Origin of the sequence: Nocardiopsis sp. NPDC049922, from assembly GCF_040660275.1 — a bacterium.
GTDB lineage: Bacteria > Actinomycetota > Actinomycetes > Streptosporangiales > Streptosporangiaceae > Nocardiopsis.
Window position 1 is genome coordinate 24,419 of sequence record NZ_JBFAME010000007.1, and the last position, 18,771, is coordinate 43,189.

Below are 18,771 nucleotides of genomic sequence, written 5' to 3' on the forward strand. Positions count from 1 at the left end.
CCAGGCTTCCGCGGCCCTGCGCGACGGCCGATGCCGCTGGTCGCCGGAGCCCTCACCCCCGGACGACGGGGGCGCCCGGAACACGTCGACGGAGTGCCTAGGCGACCACGGCCGGGGCGATCCGCTCCAGTTCGGCGACCGCGGCGGCCACGGCCGGGCGCGCGCGCCCGCCCTCGCGCGTGCAGGTGAGGAGCTTGCGGGCCGGGGCGGGCGTGCCCTCCAGGCGCACGCGCGTGACCGGCAGGCCCGGGGAGAACTCGGCCAGGCGGGGGACGAGCGCCACCCCGAGCCCTTGGGCGACGACGCTCGCGATCGCGCCCCAGTCCAGGACCTGGTGCGCGCCGTGCGGACTGAAACCCGCCGCCCCGCACGCCGACATCGCGTGCGCGTGGCAGGTCGTGCCAGGGACGGGCAGGACCCACGGCTCCTCGGCGGCCTCGGCCAGCGGCACCGTGGCGCGCGCGGCCAGCGGGTGGTCGTCGGGGACGAGGAGGTCGAGGACGTCGTCGAGGAGGGGCACCTGGTCGAACCGGCGGTCGGTGACCGGGGGGATGCTGGGCGCGGCCTCGATGACGGCGAGGTCGACCGCGCCCTGGAAGAGCAGGTTCAGGCACTCCGTAGGATCGGCCTCGGTCAGGCTGACGGCCAGACGGGGGTGGGCCGTGTGCAGGGCCTTGGCCATGGGGGCGAGCAGTCGGGAGAGCGCGACGGGGAAGGCCGCGGCCCGCAGCGATCCCGCGGGCTCGTCGGTCCGGCCGCGCAGGTCGGTCTCGGCGAGCTCCCAGCGCGCCTCGATGGCGTCGGCGTGGGCGAGCAGCGTCCGTGCTGCGGGGGTGAGGCGCACGCCCCGCCCTTGGGGTTCGAGCAGGGTGACGTCGAGTTCGCGGCCGAGTTGGCGGATCTGCTGGGAGGCGGCGGAGGGGGTGAAGTGCAGGGCCCGCGCGGCGGCGGTGACCGTTCCGTAGTGGGCCACGGCCCGCAGGATGCGGAGGCGCCTGAGGTCGATCATGTAGCTGATTCTTCAAGGTTCCGTTCGGAAACACAACCTGGACCTTGATGTTCGGGTGGGTCGATGCTGGACGTGGACCGACGAACGGCGAATCGACGCGAGAGGTGCCCGATGACGACGCACTGCCCCCACTGCGGATGGCCCGACTCCCAGCCGTACAGCGTGGTGTCCAGGCACGCCACGGCCGCGGGGATGACCGTGTGGGTTCGGTGCGCCTGCGGTTCGGTGCAGATCCGCGAGATCGGCGCGAGCGGCGTCCGGATCGTCTCGCGCGGGCGGCCGAGCCCGGACGGAGCCTCCTCGCGCTGCTCGACCTGACGGGCGGCGCCCGTTGAGCGCATCGTCGGTGGAGTGCCTGAGCCGGACCGGCGCTACCCGCCTTCCCGGGCGGGCTCAGCCTCCGGCTCCCCGCTGAGGACGACGTCGAGCAGGCCGGGGAAGCGGGTCTCCAGGTCGGCGCGGCGCAGTGTGAGGTAGAGCCTGCGCCCGTCGCGGCGCTGGCGGATCACCCCGCTCTCCCGCAGGGCCCGCCAGTGGTGGGTCATGCTCGACTTGGGCACGTCGGGCATGATCTCGCCGCAGAACCTCTCCTCGCCCGAGGCCAGTTCCCGGACGATGCCCATGCGGACCGGATGCCCCAGGGCGGCGAGCACGTCGACGAGTTCGATCTCTCCGGCTGCGGGATGGTGCGTTACGGCCACGAGGCAACTGTACGCGATTTTCGTACAAGGCCGCCGCCTCGACTTGACAGGCCTTCCATGATCGTACGAAGATCTCGTACTGTCCGATTGTACGAAAAATTCGTACATACGAACTTTAAGGATGCCCATGAACACACGCCCCGACGCACCGCTGGACGACGCCGCCCTCGCACGCTCGCTCGACGGGGACTTCACCAGCCACCACGCCGACGTCAACGGCACCCGCCTGCACTACGTCGAGGGCGGGAGCGGACAGCCCCTCGTCCTGCTGGGCGGATGGCCGCAGACCTGGTGGCAGTGGCACAAGGTCATGCCCGCGCTCGCCCGCCGCCACCGGGTGATCGCCGTCGACCTGCGCGGCATGGGCGGCTCCGCCAAGCCCGCGGACGGCTACGACAAGAAGACCCTGGCGAACGACCTCCACGCCCTCGTCCGCCACCTGGGTCTGGACGCCGTCAGCGTGGCGGGCCACGACATCGGCGCGATGGTCGCCCACGCCTTCGCGGCCAACCACCCCGAGGCCACGACCGGGATCGCCCTCCTCGACGTCCCCCACCCCGACGCGGGCTGGTCCTCCTTCAGCCTGCTCCCCGCCCCCGACCAGCACGTCGGCTCCGACATCGCGGCCGGCGCGCAGACTTACCTGTGGTGGTTCGCCTTCAACCAGGTCCGGGGCCTTCCCGAGCGGCTGCTCGACGGCCGTGCCCGGCTCCTGATCGACTGGCTCTTCGACTACATGACCAAGGACCCGGCCAGCATCGACGAGCACTCCCGCCAGGTCTACGCCCGCGCCTACGACGACGCCGACGCCATCCGGGCGGGCAACGCCTGGTACCAGGCCTTCAACCAGGACATCGCGGACGAGGCCACCTACGAGCCGCTGACGGTACCGCTCCTGGCCCTCGGCGGGGACGAGAGCAACCACGCCATGCTCCGCGACACGATGCCGTCGAAGGGCACCGACGTCACCGTGGTCGAGATCAGCGAGTGCGGCCACTACCTCCCGGAGGAACAGCCCGACGCCGTCATCGAGGCCCTGACCGCCTTCCTCGACTGACACGGGCGGCCGCGACGCGCCGCCGGGTCACCCGCCTCGCCGTTCGAGCAGCTCCTTGAGGCGGGCCAGATCCCTGGTGTTGGCGCGGCGCATCGCGGCCGCCATGACCGGAGCCGTGACCTTGGCGAACCCGCTCGGCTCACCCCGGTTGCGCAGGGTCATCCTCGTGCGGTCCGCACCCTCCGGGGCCCAGGTGTAGGTCGTCTCCATCGGGAAGGGCCCCTGCGCCGTGCGCATCACCAGCCGCTCCCCGGGCACCAGCTCGACCACCTCGTAGGTGTAGGCCAGCCGTCTGCCGAGGAAGTGCGCGACGAACGCGAGTCGGGAGCCGACCGCGACCGGGGGCGGGCTCCGCCACTCCACCGACTCGATGTTGGCGTACCACTCGGGAGCGTTGCCGGGATCGGCCGCGTACGCGGCGACGGTCTCCCGCGGCCGGTCGATCACCGTCTCGGTCAGCACGTCCACCACGGCGGGGTCCCCCTCGGCAGAGGCCTGGCTCGACGCCCCCAACCTACCGCGCCGACACGTCGTCTCCCGGCAGGCGGCGGGCCTGGTGCCGACCCGGCGGCCCCCCGTCGTCCACAGGCCGCGCGTGGACGTGGGCACCCGGGCACCGACCGCGATACGGTGACGAATATGGGGAACACACCGACCAGGCCGTCCACCTCGGCCGAGGACTACGTGAAGGTCATCTACGACCTCCAGGAGCGCGGCACCGGACCGGTGACCATCTCCGGGATGGCCGAGCGGCTGTCGGTGTCCAACTCGTCCGTGTCGGGGATGCTCCGCAAGCTCAACGAACTCGGCTTCGTCGAGCACCAGCGGTACGGGGCGGTGAGCCTCACCGAGGCCGGGACCAAGGCGGCGCTGTCGGTGCTGCGGCGGCACCGGCTGCTGGAGACCTACCTGGTGGCCGAGCTCGGCTACTCCTGGGACGAGGTGCACGACGAGGCCGAGATCCTCGAACACGTCGTCTCGGACAAGTTCGTCGACCGCATCGCCGCCCACCTGGGCGACCCGGTCGTGGACCCGCACGGCGACCCGATCCCCACCCGCGACGGCGACATCGTCGAGCGCGAGTCGCTGCTGCTGTCGGACGCCGAGGAGGGCACGCGCGGGGCGATCGTCCGGGTCAACGACAACGATCCCGACCTGCTGCGGTACCTGGCCGACATCGACATCGGCATCGGCATGTCCGTCGAGGTGGTGGAGCGCCAGCCGTTCGCCGGGTCGATCCAGATCACCGTGCGCCCCGGTGAGGAGCTGCCCGAGCGCTCCCAGGCCCTCGGCCTGGTGGCGGCCGAGGCGCTGTGGATCTCCCCGGACGCCAAGTAGAGGGTGGAGGCGCTGGCCCCGAACGCCGACGCGGCGAGAAGGACCGTTCGGCACGACCGCATCGGCTGGAGCCCGGTCGGGTTCTTCGCGTCCGATCCGCTCAGGCACCCAGCGCGGGCAGGATCGCCTGGTCGACGATGGCGTCGATGTAGTCGTCGTCGGGCAGCTCCATGGCGTCGAGGGCGCGCTTGAGCAGGAGCGCCTCCCCGATGTCCACGACCACAGGGGTGAGCTTGGCGGGGTCGACCCGCCCGTGGTCGGCGTAGTGCGTCAGCACGGTGCGGGTGAAACGCCCGCCGCGAGCGTCGAACACCTCCTCGTACAGGCGTTTGTGCAGTTCGGGGCGGCGTCGGGCGGCCTCCAGGACCGACCCCACCGCCGCTCCCAGATCGGGCCTGGACATCATCTCGTCACGCATCAGGCGTAGCGCCCGAACGAGGTCGCCGCGCAGGTCGTCGGCGGTGAAGGAGGCCTGTTCCACCGGGTAGACGCGGTACAGCGCGGCCAACAGGACGTCCTCCGGCGACGACCAGCGGCGGTAGAGCGAGGTCTTGGCCGTCCCGGCCCGACGCGCGACGCCCTCCATGGTGAGGCCCTCGAAACCCACCTCGGCCGTCTCGGCGATGACGGCCGCGAAGATCGCGTTCAGCAGGTCCTCACCGCGGCGGCGTGTGGCGCGCGGCGGCGCGTTCCCCTCCGAGTCCTTTGACGCTGGCCGGTTCCGGTCACCCATGCGGCCCCACACCCTTTCTTAGAAACGCTCATGTATCTTACACTCCGAAGTTGAGATACGGTTCCGTATCTCAAACGCGTGTGAGTGTCTTCCGCGCGCCCACCCCCTCGTCCCGAAAGGCCGCCATGTCCGACCCCACCACCGTCGACCCCGTGTCGCCCCCGGGCGGAGCGCCCCGATCCGGCTCCTCCCGCTCCCTCGCCCCCGACCTGGCCCGTGGTCTGATGCTGCTGGTCATCGCCACCGTCCACGCTCATCTGTTCCGCTTCGCCGCCGACGGGTCGTCCTCCTTCACCCTCGACGGGCCGCTGGACGTCGTCGTCACCGCCGCCATGGCGCTGTTCGCGGAGAACCGCGGCTACCCGATGTTCGCGGCGCTCTTCGGCTACGGACTGACCTGGATCTACCTGCGCCGGACCGCCGAGGGCCGGGAGTGGCCGTGGGTGCGCCGACTGCTGCGCCGTCGCGGGCGCTGGATGGTCGCCATCGGCCTGGCGCACACCGTGCTCGTCTTCTTCGGTGACATCATCGCCGTCTACGGGCTGATCGCACTGCTGTTCACCGCCGTGCTGCGGTTCACCGATCGGCGGCTGCTCACGCACGCGTTCACGTGGATGACCGTGGGAAGCCTGGTGTACGCGTTCGTCAACACGGCGGTGTTCTCCGCCTTCGCCGAGCAGGGCGCGGCCGCCGGACCGGCGACCCCGCTCACGGACGCCGTCGGACGCGTCGTCTCCTGGGCGGTGTTGGGGCCGCTGCTGGTCGTGATCTCGGTCTTCCCGTTCATGATCGGTGTGTGGGCGGCCCGACGCCGGCTGCTGGAGGAGCCCGACCGCCACCGTTCCCTGTTGCGCCGTCTCGCCGCGGGAGGCATCACGGCCGCCGTGCTCGGCGCGCTCCCGCAGGCGCTGATCAACATCGAGGTCTGGAACGCGCCCGCCGCCGCGGAGCCGTTCGTGTTCTGGCTGCACCTGCTGGTCGGCTACTTCGGCGGGTTCGGCTACGCGGCGCTGATCGCGCTGGTCGCGTGCCGACTGGGGGAGCGGCGCGGACCGGTCGTCAACGCCCTCGCCGCGACCGGCCGCCGCTCCATGACGTGCTACCTGTTGCAGTCGGTGGCCTGGGCTGTGCTCATGCCGAGCTACGCGCTCGGGGTGATGGGGTCCCTCTCCGACGCGCAGGCGGTGGGGGTCGGCGCCGCGGTGTGGCTGGTGACCGTCGTCATCGCCGACCTCATGCGCCGGGCCGGTGACCGCCAGGGCCCCGCCGAGTGGCTGCTCCGACGCCTCACCTACGGCCGGGCCTGACCTCCCACGACCGAGGTGCCGCACACGCACCGGGCGGCTAGGGGCTCCGGTCGAGGACCGCTCGGACGGTGAGCGGTCCTCCGGCGTCGCCCGCCCAGTCCCAGTAGAGGGCCAGGGTGTCGACGATGCGGAGGCCGTACCCGCCGACCGCGAGCGGTTCGGGGTCGGTCATCCGGGGGAAGGGGATGTGCTGCTCACCGGGTCGGGGTCCGTCGTCGCTCACGCGGATGACCACCTGGAAGGGCGTGCGTTCGATCTCGACGCGCGTGCTTCCGCCGGGCAGCCCCGAGGCGGTGTGCCGGTGCGAGTTCGTGACCAGTTCCGAGACCACCGTCGCGACGTCCCGCGCCAGGCGGACTCCGGCGTGCGACACCTGGGCGGACCAGCGTCGTGCGACGGCGACGTCGCCGGGTTCGGAGCCGACCACGAGACGGGAGATCGTCGAGGTTCCGCACTGGCGTTTGGGGAGCCGTGGCGGTTCGGGGATCGGGGCGGTACAGTGCATTTGTCTTTCCTTTCTGTTTCGCTGGAAGTGGGACCGCGCCCCGGGTCGGTCGAATCGACGCCGGGGCTTTTCTGGCTTTGTCTCTTTTGTTACGCTTCGCCCTTCCCCACCGAAGGGCGAAGCGGAGGCGGTGGTGGCCGCCTCGCCCTCTCTCAGGCGAGGCGGCCCGCGCCACCGTCCCCCCGGAGCCGGTTCATCGCCGGTTCGCTCGGTGGCGCGCGCCCGACCCAAGGGGGCTGGGCCGGGTGAGCACCGTGAGGTGCTGATGACGACTATGCACAACCGCAGGTCAGAGGGTCTATAGCAACGTCGAAACTGTTCGAGAAATAAGTTTTCGGTAGCAGCATGTTGCACAAAGTTGTAATGTGTCAGCATGCCCCTCGACGAGAAGAAGAAGTGGGTCCCCTTCGGCAAGGAACTGCGCCGCCTGCGCAAGGAGCTGGGGCTTTCTCTGGCAGACGTGGGCAAGCGACTCGGAGTCACCGGAGCACAGGTGGGCAACTTCGAGCGCGCCGTCCGCCCTCCCAAAAGGGATCATGTGGACAAATTCGAGCAGCTCTATGCAACTGGAGGCGAGCTGCTGGCCTTTTGGAAAGACACGATGCGCGAGGGGCGCGTCCCCGACGAGTTTCGTGACGCCCTCGCGATGGAACGCAAAGCGCGGATGATCAGGGAATACCAGTCCATCCTGGTGCCCGGTTTGGTACAAACCAGCGAATATGCGCGAACCCTGATCCGAGCTCGACTCCCTCTTGCCAGCGATGACGAAGTCGAAGAACTCGTGACGGCACGGATAATGCGCATCGGTGAGCTGAAGGAGCGCAACGTCGTCCTGTGGTTCGTACTCGACGAGATAGTGCTGTCGCGCCCCATCGGCTCTCCACGGATCCTGCGCGAGCAGCTCCTTCAGATCAGCAACCTGGTAGAAAGCGGTAGCATCCGACTCCAGGTCCTACCCCTTGACAACCATCCGGGATTGTGCGCGCCGTACCGGATCGTCACGTTGGAAGACAAGAGATCAGCACTCTACCTGGATACCGCACGAGGGGGTGAGATCGTGGACAAGGCAGACCCGGTTGCCGAAATGTCGACCTTGTTCAGCGCGATGCAGGCTGAGGCCCTCACGACCAGGTCAACCCTTGAGATGATCCACCATGCGAAGGAGCAGTTGGCGGTATGAACGAGTGGCACAAGTCCACCTACAGTGATGGAACCGGTGGTAACTGCGTTGAGGTGTCGGAGGGTGTGCATACGGCGGTCCGCGACAGCCAGTACCGGGAGCTCGGCCACCTGGAGGTCCCAGCCGCCGAATGGGCGGCGCTCCTGGTCTCCGTCCGAACCCGCTAGGGGCAGTCTCATGAGCGAGTGGCACAAGTCCACCTACAGCGGTGCCCGTAGCGAGTGCGTCGAGGTCAGGGAGGGGGAACGAGTCCTGGTCCGCGACACCCGGCACCGGGAACTCGGCCACCTCGGCTTCGGGCCTCGCGAGTGGACGGCGCTCCTGAACTCGGTCCGGACCGCCTGGGCACTGTGATGTGAAAGCCCTGCGGGCTGGGAAACAGAACCGGTGCGGTCACGGCCGCACCGGTTCGCACAGCAACCCCTAACTCTTGGGCACGCGGAGCTGGTTCCAGGAGGTCTTGCCGGGCCAGCCGTCGGCGTCCGCGTCGGGGCGGTTCCGCCCGCCCTCAGGATCGAGGAGACGAGAGTCTGGTGCTGACCCCGCCGAGCATCCTCTCGAACATCCGGGTCGCCGCGCCCCGGGGCATGAGGACGGCACCGCGCAGAGCCGTCTCGCTCTGGAGCAGGGTCCGCGGCCCCGACGTCGCGATGCCCTGGGTGGCCATGTCGGCGGCCCGCGTGGCCTGCCGGTCGCGACGGGATCCGTACGCGCCCAGGGCCGCCGTCAGGCCCGGCGTCGCTCCGACGCCGTCGAGGGCGCTTAGCAGCGCCGCGACGTCCTCCAGCGCCTGGCCAGCTCCCTGGGCCAGGATCGGGGGCATCGCGTGGACGGCGTCGCCGATGAGGACGCACCTGCCGCTCGACCACCGCAGCGGGGCCCGGTGCCGCCGGTGGGGGAAGAGTTCCAGGTCCTTGTCCGTCAACGCGCCCAGGAGCAGGGTGACGGGGAGCGCCCACGCCCGGTACCGGTTCCGGAGCAGGGCGAGCGCCTCCTCCGGTCCGGCCTGGCTGTCCTCCTGGCGCAGTCGCAGGTCGATGAGCCAGTTGACCTTCCCCTCGCCCGCGGGGTTGATCCCGATCCCGCCCGCGCGCCCGAGGTACATCCGGGCCCGCGAGGCGAGGTCGAACGGCGCCTCGATCAGGCCCTGCCAGGTGGCCACGCCGGTCGGCCGCGCGGCCGGTGCGTCCTCGGAGCCGAAGAGCGCGGTGCGCACCCGGGAGTTGACGCCGTCGGCGCCGATGAGCAGGTCGGCCGTGTACTCCGCGCCGTCCTCGGTCTCCACCCGCACGGCCGGGCCGTCGTCGTGGACGCGTGCGCAGCGGGCGCCGAAGCGGAAGATCTCCTGGGGCAGCCCCTCGACGAGTCGGGCGAGCAGGGTGGGTCGGGTGATCCCCAGGGTCGGGGCGCCGAACCGTTCCCCCAGCCGCAGGGTGTCCACGGACATCACCGGGCGTCCGCGTGCGCTGTGGACGTCGAGGGCGTCGATGTGCTCACCCGCTCCGTCCAGGCGCACGCCGAGGTCGTTGAGGATCGCGGTGCCGTTGGGCCACAGGATGATCGCGCAGCCGGTGTCGCGCGGCGCGGGTGCCCGTTCGAGCACGGTCACCTCGTGTCCCGCGGCGAGGAAGCCCCTGGCCGCCGCCGTTCCCGCGATTCCGGCCCCGACGATGAGCACGCGCATACCCGACCCCACATTCGCGACAATGTGTACTACTACAGTTTGTAGTACATGCGGGTTCGGGGGAGCGGACACCGGGTTGGGGGATCGACCGTTCGGCCTGGTCCGAGGGTGTCTCCCGCGCCGACCGGCGGCGCGGTGGTCCCAGCCCCGAGCCGTCGAACGGCCGCCACCGCGGGGCGGCGACCGGAGGGGACCGGAGGCGGGGCTCAGCCCCGGTTCCGCGCCCGCACCCCGGGCGTGCCCGCGTCGATGACGAAGCGGGCGCGGTCGGTGATGGGGGCGCCGGGCGCGGAGACGTAGTCGACCACGCGGTAGTCGGCGGTCCACGCGGTCGGGGTGACGACGTTGCGCACGTAGCCGCGCCTGCGGTTGATGAAGTGGATGTGCGGGTTCTCCCGGAGCTGGATCGCGTCGGTCGGGTTCTGCTCGACCCCGTCCCGGCCGCTGGTGAAGGACGTGCCGACCAGCTCGGTGGCGACGGTGGCCGAGGTCGGGTCGTCGAAGTCGGCCTTGACGTCGACGACGTAGTTGGCGTGCACGTCGCCGGTGATGACCACGGGGTTGTCGACCGTGGCCAGGTGGTCGCGGACGCGGTCGCGCTCGACGCGGTAGTTGTCCCAGGCGTCGTTGCTGACGTTGACGGCGTCCCCGTCGGCGAAGTCGCGCTGGGAGAAGAACACCTGCTGGGCGAGGACGTTCCAGCGGGCCTGGGAGTCGGTCAGTCCGTCGAGCAGCCACCGGCGCTGCTCGACGCCGAGCAGGGTGCGGTTCGGGTCGCCGCGATCGACGTCGGGGACCTGCACGTCGCGGTACTGGCGGGTGTCCAACAGGTGCATGTCCACCAGGTCACCGAACCGGAGTCTGCGGTACAGGCGCAGGTCGGGGCCGGTCGGACGCTGGGCACGGCGCAGCGGCATGTGCTCGTAGTAGGCCTGGAACGCCGCCTGGCGCCGCCGCAGGAACTCCTCCGGGGGCACGTCCCCGTCCTCGGAGTGGTCGTCGGCCCAGTTGTTCTCCAGCTCGTGGTCGTCGAAGACCACGGCCCAGGGGAAGGCGGCGTGCGCGGCCTGGAGGTCGCCGTCGGACTTGTACTGGGCGTGCCGCAGCCGGTACTCGGCCAGGGTCCGGATCTCCCGGGGCGGATGGTGGCCGCGCCCGATCTCGCCCTGGTCACCGGTCTCGTAGATGTAGTCGCCCAGGAACGCGACCAGGTCCAGGTCCTCCTGGGCCAGGTGCGCCTGCGCGGTGTAGTAGCCGCTCGTGTAGCTCTGGCAGCTGGCGAAGGCGAACGCGAACCGGTCGACCCGCGCGCCGGGCGCCGGGGCGGTGCGGGTCCGGCCCACCGGGCTGATCTCGCGGCCGCAGCGGAAGCGGTAGAAGTACTCGGCGCCGGGGCGCAGGCCCTCCACCTCCACGTGCACGGCGTGCGCCTGGTCGGGTTCGGTCACCACGGTGCCGGTGGCGGTGATCCGGCGGAACCGCTCGTCCTCGGAGACCTGCCACTGGACGGGGACGCGCCAGTCCGGCATGCCGCCGTGACCGTCGTCGGCCAGCGGCCGGGGGGCCAGGCGGGTCCAGAGCACCACGCTGTCGGGGAGCGGGTCGCCGGAGGCCACGCCCAGGGTGAAGGGTTCGGCGATCCGGCTCGCGCGGGAGGTGGTGTCGGCGAGGGCCTGGGCGCCGCCGAAGGTGCCCAGGGCGGCGGCGCTCAGCCCGACCGCACCGCCCACCAGCAGCTGGCGGCGGGTCGCCGCGTGGAGGGGGGCCGAGGACGCCAGGACCGGGGAGGTGAGGAGCGCGGGGGAGTGGGGGGTGGGGGTTCCGGACATGCGGGCTCCTGGGGATAGGGGGCGGTTCGCACCCTGGGGAGGGGCGAGAGGTGCCGTCCCCTATCCGGCCACGCGATCCGGTACGCCCCAACCAGCGGACGGTGAACGTTGGTCGCTCGAGAGTAACGATCAGACGACTATCTGTCGCCATGTCGGTCCACTCGGTAGCGACACTGCTATATCGCCACCATACGCACTCATGTGACGACGCGCGGTGACATTCCCGGCGTGTCGTTCGGGGAGTCGCGGCGCCCGGAGTCCGGAGCGCCCGGCGACGACGGCCGGTAGACCGCCTCCCGGAGGCGAGCGGGGAGCCGAGCATCGCGTCCGCGCGCGGAGAACCATCGCCGACCCTGGATCCGGCCCGCGCGCGAAATATAGGGTGTGGGCATGCGCAAGCGACATTGATCCTCCGCCACAGGCCGGTCCACGGCACGCGTTCGAGGTCCACCGGGTGCGCCCCATCCCCGGTGTCCCTTGTCGTGCGACCGAAAGACCTCGATGCGAACCCACTCCCGTGCGCCCGGCGCGCGCACGTCCCGTCTCACCCTGCCGCTGTACGCCTACGCGGCGACCGAGGAGTTCGTCCTCCTCTACCCCCTGTACGCCCTGCTGTTCCAGGACCACGGCCTGTCGGTGGTCCAGATCAGCTCCCTGTTCTTCCTGTGGTCGGCGTCGGGCGTCGTCCTCGGCCTGCCCGCCGGGGTCTGGGCCGACGTGGTCCCGCGCCGTTTCCTGTTGGCGGCGGCCCCGCTGCTGACCGCCGCGGCGTTCACCCTGTGGCTGGTGGTCCCCTCCTACTGGGCGTTCGCGCTCGGCTTCGTGCTGTGGGGAGCGGGCGGCGCCCTGTCCTCCGGCGCCCTGGAGGCGCTGGTGCACACCGAACTCGACCACCGGGGCGCCGCCGACCGCTACGCCCGCGTCATGGGTGTGACGCGGGCGCTGGGGGTGGCGGCCGTCGGCGGATCGGCGCTGCTCGCGGTCCCCGTCATGGCGGCGGGCGGCTACCCGGCGATCGGCGCGGCGAGCGTCGCCGCGTGCGTATTGTGCTCCGTGGCGGCGTTGGCGCTGCCCGAGCACCGCGCGGCCGTGTCGGCGTCCACCGCCGATGACGCGAAGGACGACCCGACCGGCGGCGACCCGGACGCCCCCGACGCGGAGACCCCGTCCGCCTACGTCGTCGCGCTGCGCGCCGGTCTGGCCGAAGCCCGCTCCAACCGGCCCGTCCGCGCGGCGATCCTGCTCGTGGTCGTGGTCAGCACGTTCTGGGGCGTGCTGGACGAGTACGTCCCCCTGCTGGCGGTCGAGGCCGGGACCCCGGAGGACCTGGTACCCCTGGTCGTCCTGGTGGCGTGGATCGGGGCCACCGTCGGAGGGCTCGCCGCCGGGTGGGCCGAACGCCTGCCCGAGCGCGCCCGACCGGTCCTGCTCGCGGTGGCCGGGGTCGCCCTGGCCGCGGGCGCCGTGCTGGGCGGGCCCGTCGGCTGGGTCCTGGTCGGTGTGGGCTTCGGCGCGTGCCAGACGATGGAGGTGCTCGCCGACGCCCGGCTCCAGGCCGCCATCACGGGCCCCAGCCGGGCGACGGTCACGTCCCTGGCCCAGCTGGGCACCGACCTGTCCATCCTCACCACCTACGCGGTGTACGCGGGCGCGTTCGTCTTTCTCGGACACTCCGGGACGTTCGCCCTGCTCGCGGCCCCCTACCTCGTGGCGTCGGCGCTGTGGGCGCGTTCCGGTGCGCGACGGACCCGAGACAGGTCGTGTGCGAGGCTCTAGCATCGGTAGCCGTGGGATATCAGATGACGAACACCGCGAACACCGACAGCCCGGGCACTGCCTCCGTGCGCGGGATCGACATCAGCTACACCGACCGTGGAGCCGGGTACCCGCTCCTGATGGTCCACGGCCATCCCTTCGACCGTACGATGTGGGACCCTCAGGTCCGGGCGCTGGCCGGGCGCGGCTACCGGGTCATCGCACCCGATCTGCGCGGGTACGGGCGCAGCTCGGTCGTCCCCGGGACCACCGCCCTGGAGACGTTCGCGCGCGACCTGGCGGCCCTGCTCAACCATCTGGACCTGAGCGTGGTGGGGGTCGTCGGGTTGTCCATGGGCGCCGAGGTCGCGTTGGAGCTGTACCGGCTCTTCCCCGACCGGGTCGACACGCTCACCCTGGCGGCCACCACACCGCACCCCCAGACCGAGCGGGGCCGACGCGACCGCCAGCGCGCGGCGGCGCGGCTGGTGGCCGAGGGCATGGGCGGGTACGCCGACGAGATGCTCGTGGGCATGATGAGCCCGGCCAACGTGCGTGAGATGCCCGAGGTCGCCGCACACGTGCGTGCCATGATGTGCGCCGCGCCGCCGGAGGGGGCCGCGGCCGCCCTCCGTGGCCGGGCCAAGCGCCCCGACCACGTGCCGCTGCTGCCTCGGGTGTCCTGTCCGACCCTGCTCGTGGCGGGGCGGGAGGACCCCTTCACACCGCCGGATCTGGCCGAGAGCATGCACGTGCTGGTGCCGGACTCGGCGGTGGAGATCGTCGAGGGGGCGGCCCACCTGCCCAACCTGGAGCGGTCGGAGCGGTTCAACGAGGCCCTGCGCCGGTTCCTGGAGCGCAACCGCACCCGCGTGCGGAGCCGGTCGGCCTGAACCGGTGTGCCCTGGGTGCCCGGCCCGGGGCACACCGCGCGGGTCACTCCCGGTCGGGGGCGGCCCCGGTGCCGGTGTCGGGGCCGCCCGGCGGATCCTCCGGGGCGTCGGGATCGCCGAGCATGCCCCTCTCCGTCCCGGCCACGACCCGGGTGCCGGTCAGGTCACCGGTGACGTTGCACATCGTGCGGGCCATGTCGAGGATGGCGTCGATCCCGGCGACCCACCCCACGGGGGCCAGGGGCAGACCGACCGAGGTGACGGCCATCGACAGCATGACCAGTCCGGCGCCGGGGACCCCGGCCGTGCCGATCGACGCCAGGACACCGACCAGCACGACCGTGAGCAGCTGGCCGACGGTGAGCTCGACCCCGGCGATGTTGGCCACGAACACGGTGGCCGCGCCGACGTAGATCGCGGTGCCGTCCATGTTGACGGTGGCGCCCAGGGGCAGGCTGAAGCCGTAGACGCCCTCACGCACGCCCATCCGCTTGGCGGCCTGCGTGGTGACCGGAAGGGTGCCGCTGCTGGACCGGGTGACGAACGCGGTGAGCATCGGGTCCTTGGCCGCGGCGAAGAACCGTCCGATCTGGGCGCGGAACAGCGCCAGGATGAGGACGTAGGCGATGATCTGGACGGCGATCGCGCCGTAGACGACGGCCGTGAGCCGCACCAGGGGCAGGAGCACCTCGGTGCCGGTGTCGGCGAGCACGGCGGCGATCAGCGCGAACACACCGACCGGCGCGTACTCCAGGACGCCGCGCACGACCCTGAAGACCAGCTCGACCGCGCCGTCGACCACACGCTTGAGCAGCACGCCCAGCCCCTGGACGCGGTCGTCGCCGCTGCCGAGCATGAAGGCCAGGGCCAGACCGGTCACGATCGCGCCGAACATCACGGCCAGGACGTTGCCCTCGGCCAGGGCCTGGAAGGGGTTGGCGGGGACGATGTTGAGCAGGACGTCGGAGACCGAGGTCGCCTCCGGTGCCTCCTGGCCCTGTTCGGGGACGTCGAGACCGGTGCCGGGGGAGACCGCCAGGGCCAGCGACAGTCCGACGGTCATCGCCACGGCCGACGTGACCAGGTAGAACGCCAGGACCTTGAGGCCGATGCGGCCCAGCCGCTGCGGTGAGAGCGAGGCGACGCCGGTGATCAGGGTGGTGATGATCAGGGGGAAGATGAGCATCCGCAGCAGGCGCAGGAAGAGCTCGCCGAGGGGTTCGAGGACGGGTAGGGCCCAGTCCTGCCAGCCCAGGACGTTGGCCGCCAGGCCGAAGCACACCCCGGCCGCCAGGGCGACGGCCATCTTCCAGATGAGGGGGATGTCGAGGTAGCGCCGCCAGAGTGAGCGCGACTCCTCGTGGGAGGTCGTGGACATCGTCGTCCTTACGCGATGGGGGAACGGGTGGTCGGTTCATACCGAAGCGTGACGCCGACCACACGTCACGATCGGGTATCCGGCCGTGACACAGTGACCCCGATCCCTCGTCCCCACGCGGGGCTCAGGGGCGTCCCGGGGCCTCGGGCACCGCGACGCTGCCCTGGGCCACGGCGCACAGGGTCTCCTCGCCCCGCTCGTCCACGGTGTACAGGTCGCACCGGCACACCACCCGGGTACGCCCGGCCCGGACCACCCGTGCGCGGGCGCTCACCAGGGCGCCGCGCGCGGGGCGCAGGTAGTCGACGGAGAAGCCCGCGGTGACCAGGCGCGGCCCGGCCACGGTGCCCGCGGCGAAGGTCAGCGCGTTGTCCGCCGCGTAGCTGAGCACACCGCCGTGCACGAACCCGTTCTGCTGGCGCAGGTCATCCCGGATGTCCAGTTCCAGAGTGGCGGCGCCGTCGCCGAAGGCGGTCAGGCGGGCGCCGAGCAGGACGCTGAACGGCTGGGCCTCCAGCACCTTGCGCGCGATCGCCAGGTCCGGGGTCTCGTTCACGGCACACCTCGATCCATGTTCACTTCACTGGTGAAGTGACAATGTCGCGTCCGCGGCGCCTCTGTCAAGATCGACACATGTCCGAGCCCGACCAACGCCTGTACTTCCTCCTCCAACGGGCCGCGCACCAGCTGCGCACGACAGCCGACCGCCGCCTCCAGGCCGCGGCCGGGATCACCACCACGCAGCTCGGCGCGCTGTTCGCCGTGCGCGGCGATCCGGGCACCACCCAGCGCCGACTCGCCCAGGTCCTGGGACTGCGCGAGTCCGCCGTCACCGCGCTGGTCACCCGCCTGGTCAAGGCGGGGCTGGTCGCCAAGCGCGCACACCCCAGCGAACACCGCGCCGTGGTCCTGGAGCTGACCGACGACGGCGCCGCCGCCCTCCGCGCCGCCCAGCCCGAGATCGAGCGGTTCAACGGCCAGATGCGGGACCTTCTGGGCGACCAGGGGTTCGCGCAGACCAACGCCGCCCTGCACGCACTCGCCCACTGGGATCCGGAGGCCGGGACGCAGCCGTAACGCGGTGCCGGGGCGTGGGGGCGCCGACGGTGCGGCGCCCCCACGCTCATCACACCCGTTCGACGGGCACCCAGAGCTCACCCTCGGCTCCGGCCCGCCCGTACTCCACGCACAGGATCTCGGGCCCCTCGACCGTGCGGTAGGCCGGGTTCGACGGGAACCACTGCGCGTAGGCGTCGGCCCACAGCCGCTGGACGGCCACCGGCATCCCCTCGGAGGAGACGCCGAACGGGAAGACCACCCACGTTCCGGCCGCCACCTCCAGCACGTCCAAGCCCTCGGGGGCGGGCGCGGACGTGGCGGCGGCCTGGTAGTAGTCCAGCTCGCCGCCCTCCCGGCGGTCGGGGTCGATGCCGTCGGTCACCGACAGCACGCCCCTCGGCTCCTGGTCGCTCAGCCGGGCCAACCGGGCGAGCTCCTCCTCGCCCAGCCCCCGGACGAACTCCTCGATGGCCGGGTTCGGCCCCTCGTACACCAGCGGAACGCGTGCTCTGTGTCCCACCAGGCGGAACGACTCCCGGTCCACGACGCGATAGCGCATGTCACCACTTCCTTCGACGGTCAGACGGAACGTCAGTCGCGGTTGGGAGCGCAGGACCGCGCCGGTGCGCCGGGCCTCGCCCGGGCCGACCCCGTGCAGGGCGCGGAACGCGCGGGCGAAGGCCTCGGCCGACCCGTAGCCGTGGCGCACCGCGACCTCCAGCAGCGTGCGGCGCGTGTCGAGCACCTCCGCCGCGGCCAGGGTCAACCGGCGCCGCCGCACGTACTCCGACAGCGGCATCCCGGCCAGCGCCGAGAACAGCCGACGGAAGTGGTGTTCGGTGGTGAGCGCCTCGCGCGCCATCGCCGCCACGTCCACCGGGGTTCCCGGGTCCTCCTCGATCCGCTCCAGCGCCTGGTTCAGCCGGTCCAACACGGTCCCACCTCCCTCTCGCACGCACGACGTTAGGAGCCCGGCCACCGGCCGCACCCGACAGTCGCGGGTCCGTTCCGGTCGGGTGCGCGCGGGTCCGAGCACCGCGGTTCCGGTCTCGGGCAAGCCCAGGACATCCTTGGGCAAGGAGCGCGTCTGGACCGACGCGCCGACCGCCGGTCGAGAGCACCATGGAACCCAGGATGGCCTGACGGCCGACCCTGAGAAGGAGGTGGGCGGGGCGGGGGAGACGCGCCCCGCGGATCATGGACCTTGGTTTTCTGCGTCCGCTGTACGAGAGCGGCGCCCCGGTGGCCTCGGTGCACCTGGACACCAGCCGCGGCAACAGGGACGCCGACAAGGAGATCGAGCTGCGCTGGCGCCACCTGCGGGAGGAGCTGACCACCCTGGGCACGGACGAGGCCACGCTCAACGTCCTGGAGGAGGCCGTGGGCGGAGGGGACTCCCAGGCCTTCGGCACGCACGGCCAGTCCCTGTTCGCCTCCGAGGGACGGCTGCTGTCCTCCCACACGCTCACCGAACCCCCGCGCCAGGACCGCGCCACGTGGTCGCCCGTCCCCGACGTCCTTCCCGTGGCCGTCGACCGGGGCCGCCACCAGCCCTTCGTGCTGGTGGCGCTCGACCGCGTCAACGCGCACGTGACCGCCTACCCCGCGTACCCGAACCGGGGACCGGCCTCGGAGCGTGACGTGACCGGGGACAGCCTGCACGGCATCGACGTCATGAGCCGCGGCGGCCCCGGCAACCTCGGCGGCTACAACGGACGCTTTCCCGGCAAGTCGGTCGCCCAGGACATGTGGCGGGACAACACCGCCAAGGTCGCCCAGCACGTGCGGGACGCGGTCGCGGAGGTCGACGCCGCGGTGATCTTCGTGGGCGGCGACCAGGAGGCCATCTCCTACCTGCGCGACAACCTGTGCGAACGCCGTGTGGACGTGCCGATCCTGCTCGTCGCGGGCGGGCGCGGCGGCCCCGACGCCGAGGAGCGGCTGCACGAGGCCGCAGCCGAGGCGCTGCGGGAGTTCGTCGTCCAGGGGCAGGAGCACGTCGCCGCCGAGTACCACCGCAAACTCGCGCACGACCAGGCGGTGTCGGGCACCGAGCCCACACTGCCGATGCTGTCCGAGGCCCGGGTGCGCACGCTGTTGCTCGGCGCCGCGCGGGACCGCGAACCCCAGCTGTGGGGATCGCCCACCGAGCCGATCCTGGTGAGCTCGCACCGCGGCGACATGGACGACCCCGAGTCGGCCTTCCGGGCCCCGGCCAGCGCGTTGATGCTGCGCTCGGCGGTGATGTCGGACTCCGGGTTCACCGAGCTGCGCGAGAACGGCGAGCCCAGCGGGGACAGCGGCGCCATCCTGCGCTACGCCAGCCACACCTGAGCGACGCCT

The 18,771-nt window shown here is 71.7% G+C and carries 21 protein-coding genes; 11 read left to right on the top strand and 10 right to left on the bottom strand.

Going from position 1 to position 18,771, the window contains the following annotated elements; all coding sequences use genetic code 11:
* Positions 1 to 97: 97 nt before the first annotated feature.
* The gene (locus AB0I72_RS14725) at positions 98 to 1,009 is read right to left on the bottom strand and encodes a LysR family transcriptional regulator (RefSeq protein WP_358567707.1); all 912 of its coding nucleotides are present in this window, start codon (positions 1,007 to 1,009) and stop codon (positions 98 to 100) included.
* Positions 1,010 to 1,120: 111 nt separating this feature from the next.
* On the opposite strand from AB0I72_RS14725, the gene AB0I72_RS14730 reads away from it, so the two are divergent.
* A complete protein-coding gene (locus AB0I72_RS14730) occupies positions 1,121 to 1,327 on the top strand; it encodes a hypothetical protein (RefSeq protein WP_358567709.1) in 207 nt (68 codons plus the stop codon).
* Positions 1,328 to 1,380: 53 nt separating this feature from the next.
* Here AB0I72_RS14730 and AB0I72_RS14735 read toward each other — a convergent pair whose 3' ends face one another.
* The gene (locus AB0I72_RS14735) at positions 1,381 to 1,710 is read right to left on the bottom strand and encodes a helix-turn-helix domain-containing protein (protein ID WP_358567711.1); all 330 of its coding nucleotides are present in this window, start codon (positions 1,708 to 1,710) and stop codon (positions 1,381 to 1,383) included.
* A gap of 127 nt (positions 1,711 to 1,837) precedes the next feature.
* Between AB0I72_RS14735 and AB0I72_RS14740 the strand changes: the two genes are divergently transcribed.
* Entirely contained in the window at positions 1,838 to 2,767 is a 930-nt protein-coding gene (locus AB0I72_RS14740) for an alpha/beta hydrolase (RefSeq protein WP_358567713.1), read from the top strand.
* A 27-nt stretch (positions 2,768 to 2,794) separates the two neighbouring features.
* On the opposite strand, the gene AB0I72_RS14745 is transcribed toward AB0I72_RS14740, so the two are convergent.
* Positions 2,795 to 3,238: an SRPBCC family protein gene (locus AB0I72_RS14745; protein WP_358567716.1), complete on the bottom strand. Its 444-nt coding sequence runs from the start codon at positions 3,236 to 3,238 to the stop codon at positions 2,795 to 2,797.
* 168 nt (positions 3,239 to 3,406) lie between these two features.
* Between AB0I72_RS14745 and AB0I72_RS14750 the strand changes: the two genes are divergently transcribed.
* Entirely contained in the window at positions 3,407 to 4,105 is a 699-nt protein-coding gene (locus AB0I72_RS14750) for a metal-dependent transcriptional regulator (RefSeq protein ID WP_358567719.1), read from the top strand.
* A 100-nt stretch (positions 4,106 to 4,205) separates the two neighbouring features.
* On the opposite strand, the gene AB0I72_RS14755 is transcribed toward AB0I72_RS14750, so the two are convergent.
* Positions 4,206 to 4,838 carry a TetR/AcrR family transcriptional regulator gene (locus tag AB0I72_RS14755; RefSeq protein WP_358567722.1) on the bottom strand — a complete coding sequence of 211 codons (633 nt, stop codon included), beginning with the start codon at positions 4,836 to 4,838 and terminating at the stop codon, positions 4,206 to 4,208.
* A 125-nt stretch (positions 4,839 to 4,963) separates the two neighbouring features.
* On the opposite strand from AB0I72_RS14755, the gene AB0I72_RS14760 reads away from it, so the two are divergent.
* Entirely contained in the window at positions 4,964 to 6,145 is a 1,182-nt protein-coding gene (locus tag AB0I72_RS14760; protein ID WP_358567725.1) for a DUF418 domain-containing protein, read from the top strand.
* Positions 6,146 to 6,182: 37 nt separating this feature from the next.
* Here the strand turns inward: AB0I72_RS14760 and AB0I72_RS14765 are convergent, their stop codons facing one another.
* Positions 6,183 to 6,650, bottom strand: coding sequence for an ATP-binding protein (locus AB0I72_RS14765; protein WP_358567728.1), 468 nt, complete (start codon positions 6,648 to 6,650; stop codon positions 6,183 to 6,185).
* A gap of 373 nt (positions 6,651 to 7,023) precedes the next feature.
* Here AB0I72_RS14765 and AB0I72_RS14770 point away from each other — a divergent pair, with 373 nt between their 5' ends.
* Genes AB0I72_RS14770 through AB0I72_RS14780 form a run of 3 tightly spaced genes read left to right on the top strand, consistent with a single transcriptional unit; the run spans position 7,024 to position 8,184 of the window.
* Positions 7,024 to 7,830 carry a helix-turn-helix transcriptional regulator gene (locus AB0I72_RS14770; RefSeq protein ID WP_358567731.1) on the top strand — a complete coding sequence of 269 codons (807 nt, stop codon included), beginning with the start codon at positions 7,024 to 7,026 and terminating at the stop codon, positions 7,828 to 7,830.
* The gene (locus AB0I72_RS14775) at positions 7,827 to 7,997 is read left to right on the top strand and encodes a DUF397 domain-containing protein (RefSeq protein ID WP_358567734.1); all 171 of its coding nucleotides are present in this window, start codon (positions 7,827 to 7,829) and stop codon (positions 7,995 to 7,997) included. The genes AB0I72_RS14770 and AB0I72_RS14775 overlap by 4 nt, the downstream gene beginning before the upstream one ends.
* Before the next feature lie 10 nt (positions 7,998 to 8,007).
* On the top strand, positions 8,008 to 8,184 hold the full coding sequence (locus AB0I72_RS14780) for a DUF397 domain-containing protein (RefSeq protein WP_358567737.1): 177 nt from the start codon (positions 8,008 to 8,010) through the stop codon (positions 8,182 to 8,184).
* 154 nt (positions 8,185 to 8,338) lie between these two features.
* On the opposite strand, the gene AB0I72_RS14785 is transcribed toward AB0I72_RS14780, so the two are convergent.
* Together AB0I72_RS14785 and AB0I72_RS14790 are read right to left on the bottom strand one after the other, a co-directional pair.
* Positions 8,339 to 9,514 carry an FAD-dependent monooxygenase gene (locus AB0I72_RS14785; RefSeq protein WP_358567740.1) on the bottom strand — a complete coding sequence of 392 codons (1,176 nt, stop codon included), beginning with the start codon at positions 9,512 to 9,514 and terminating at the stop codon, positions 8,339 to 8,341.
* 206 nt (positions 9,515 to 9,720) lie between these two features.
* Positions 9,721 to 11,343, bottom strand: a complete 1,623-nt coding sequence (locus AB0I72_RS14790) for an alkaline phosphatase D family protein (protein WP_358567743.1) — start codon at positions 11,341 to 11,343, stop codon at positions 9,721 to 9,723.
* A 501-nt stretch (positions 11,344 to 11,844) separates the two neighbouring features.
* Between AB0I72_RS14790 and AB0I72_RS14795 the strand changes: the two genes are divergently transcribed.
* Both AB0I72_RS14795 and AB0I72_RS14800 read left to right on the top strand, forming a co-directional pair.
* Positions 11,845 to 13,119, top strand: coding sequence for an MFS transporter (locus AB0I72_RS14795; RefSeq protein WP_358567746.1), 1,275 nt, complete (start codon positions 11,845 to 11,847; stop codon positions 13,117 to 13,119).
* Between the two features lie 23 nt (positions 13,120 to 13,142).
* Positions 13,143 to 13,991 (top strand): alpha/beta fold hydrolase, encoded by an 849-nt coding sequence (locus tag AB0I72_RS14800; RefSeq protein WP_358567749.1) that lies wholly within the window; start codon positions 13,143 to 13,145, stop codon positions 13,989 to 13,991.
* Positions 13,992 to 14,034: 43 nt separating this feature from the next.
* On the opposite strand, the gene AB0I72_RS14805 is transcribed toward AB0I72_RS14800, so the two are convergent.
* Positions 14,035 to 15,369 (bottom strand): dicarboxylate/amino acid:cation symporter, encoded by a 1,335-nt coding sequence (locus AB0I72_RS14805; protein WP_358567752.1) that lies wholly within the window; start codon positions 15,367 to 15,369, stop codon positions 14,035 to 14,037.
* A 124-nt stretch (positions 15,370 to 15,493) separates the two neighbouring features.
* Positions 15,494 to 15,925 (bottom strand): PaaI family thioesterase, encoded by a 432-nt coding sequence (locus AB0I72_RS14810; protein ID WP_358567755.1) that lies wholly within the window; start codon positions 15,923 to 15,925, stop codon positions 15,494 to 15,496.
* A 77-nt stretch (positions 15,926 to 16,002) separates the two neighbouring features.
* Here AB0I72_RS14810 and AB0I72_RS14815 point away from each other — a divergent pair, with 77 nt between their 5' ends.
* Positions 16,003 to 16,446: a MarR family winged helix-turn-helix transcriptional regulator gene (locus AB0I72_RS14815; RefSeq protein ID WP_358567758.1), complete on the top strand. Its 444-nt coding sequence runs from the start codon at positions 16,003 to 16,005 to the stop codon at positions 16,444 to 16,446.
* Positions 16,447 to 16,495: 49 nt separating this feature from the next.
* Here the strand turns inward: AB0I72_RS14815 and AB0I72_RS14820 are convergent, their stop codons facing one another.
* Complete coding sequence (locus AB0I72_RS14820; RefSeq protein ID WP_358567761.1) at positions 16,496 to 17,362, bottom strand: helix-turn-helix domain-containing protein; 867 nt, start codon at positions 17,360 to 17,362, stop codon at positions 16,496 to 16,498.
* 263 nt (positions 17,363 to 17,625) lie between these two features.
* Here AB0I72_RS14820 and AB0I72_RS14825 point away from each other — a divergent pair, with 263 nt between their 5' ends.
* Complete coding sequence (locus tag AB0I72_RS14825; RefSeq protein WP_358567763.1) at positions 17,626 to 18,762, top strand: hypothetical protein; 1,137 nt, start codon at positions 17,626 to 17,628, stop codon at positions 18,760 to 18,762.
* The last annotated feature ends 9 nt before the right edge of the window (positions 18,763 to 18,771 follow it).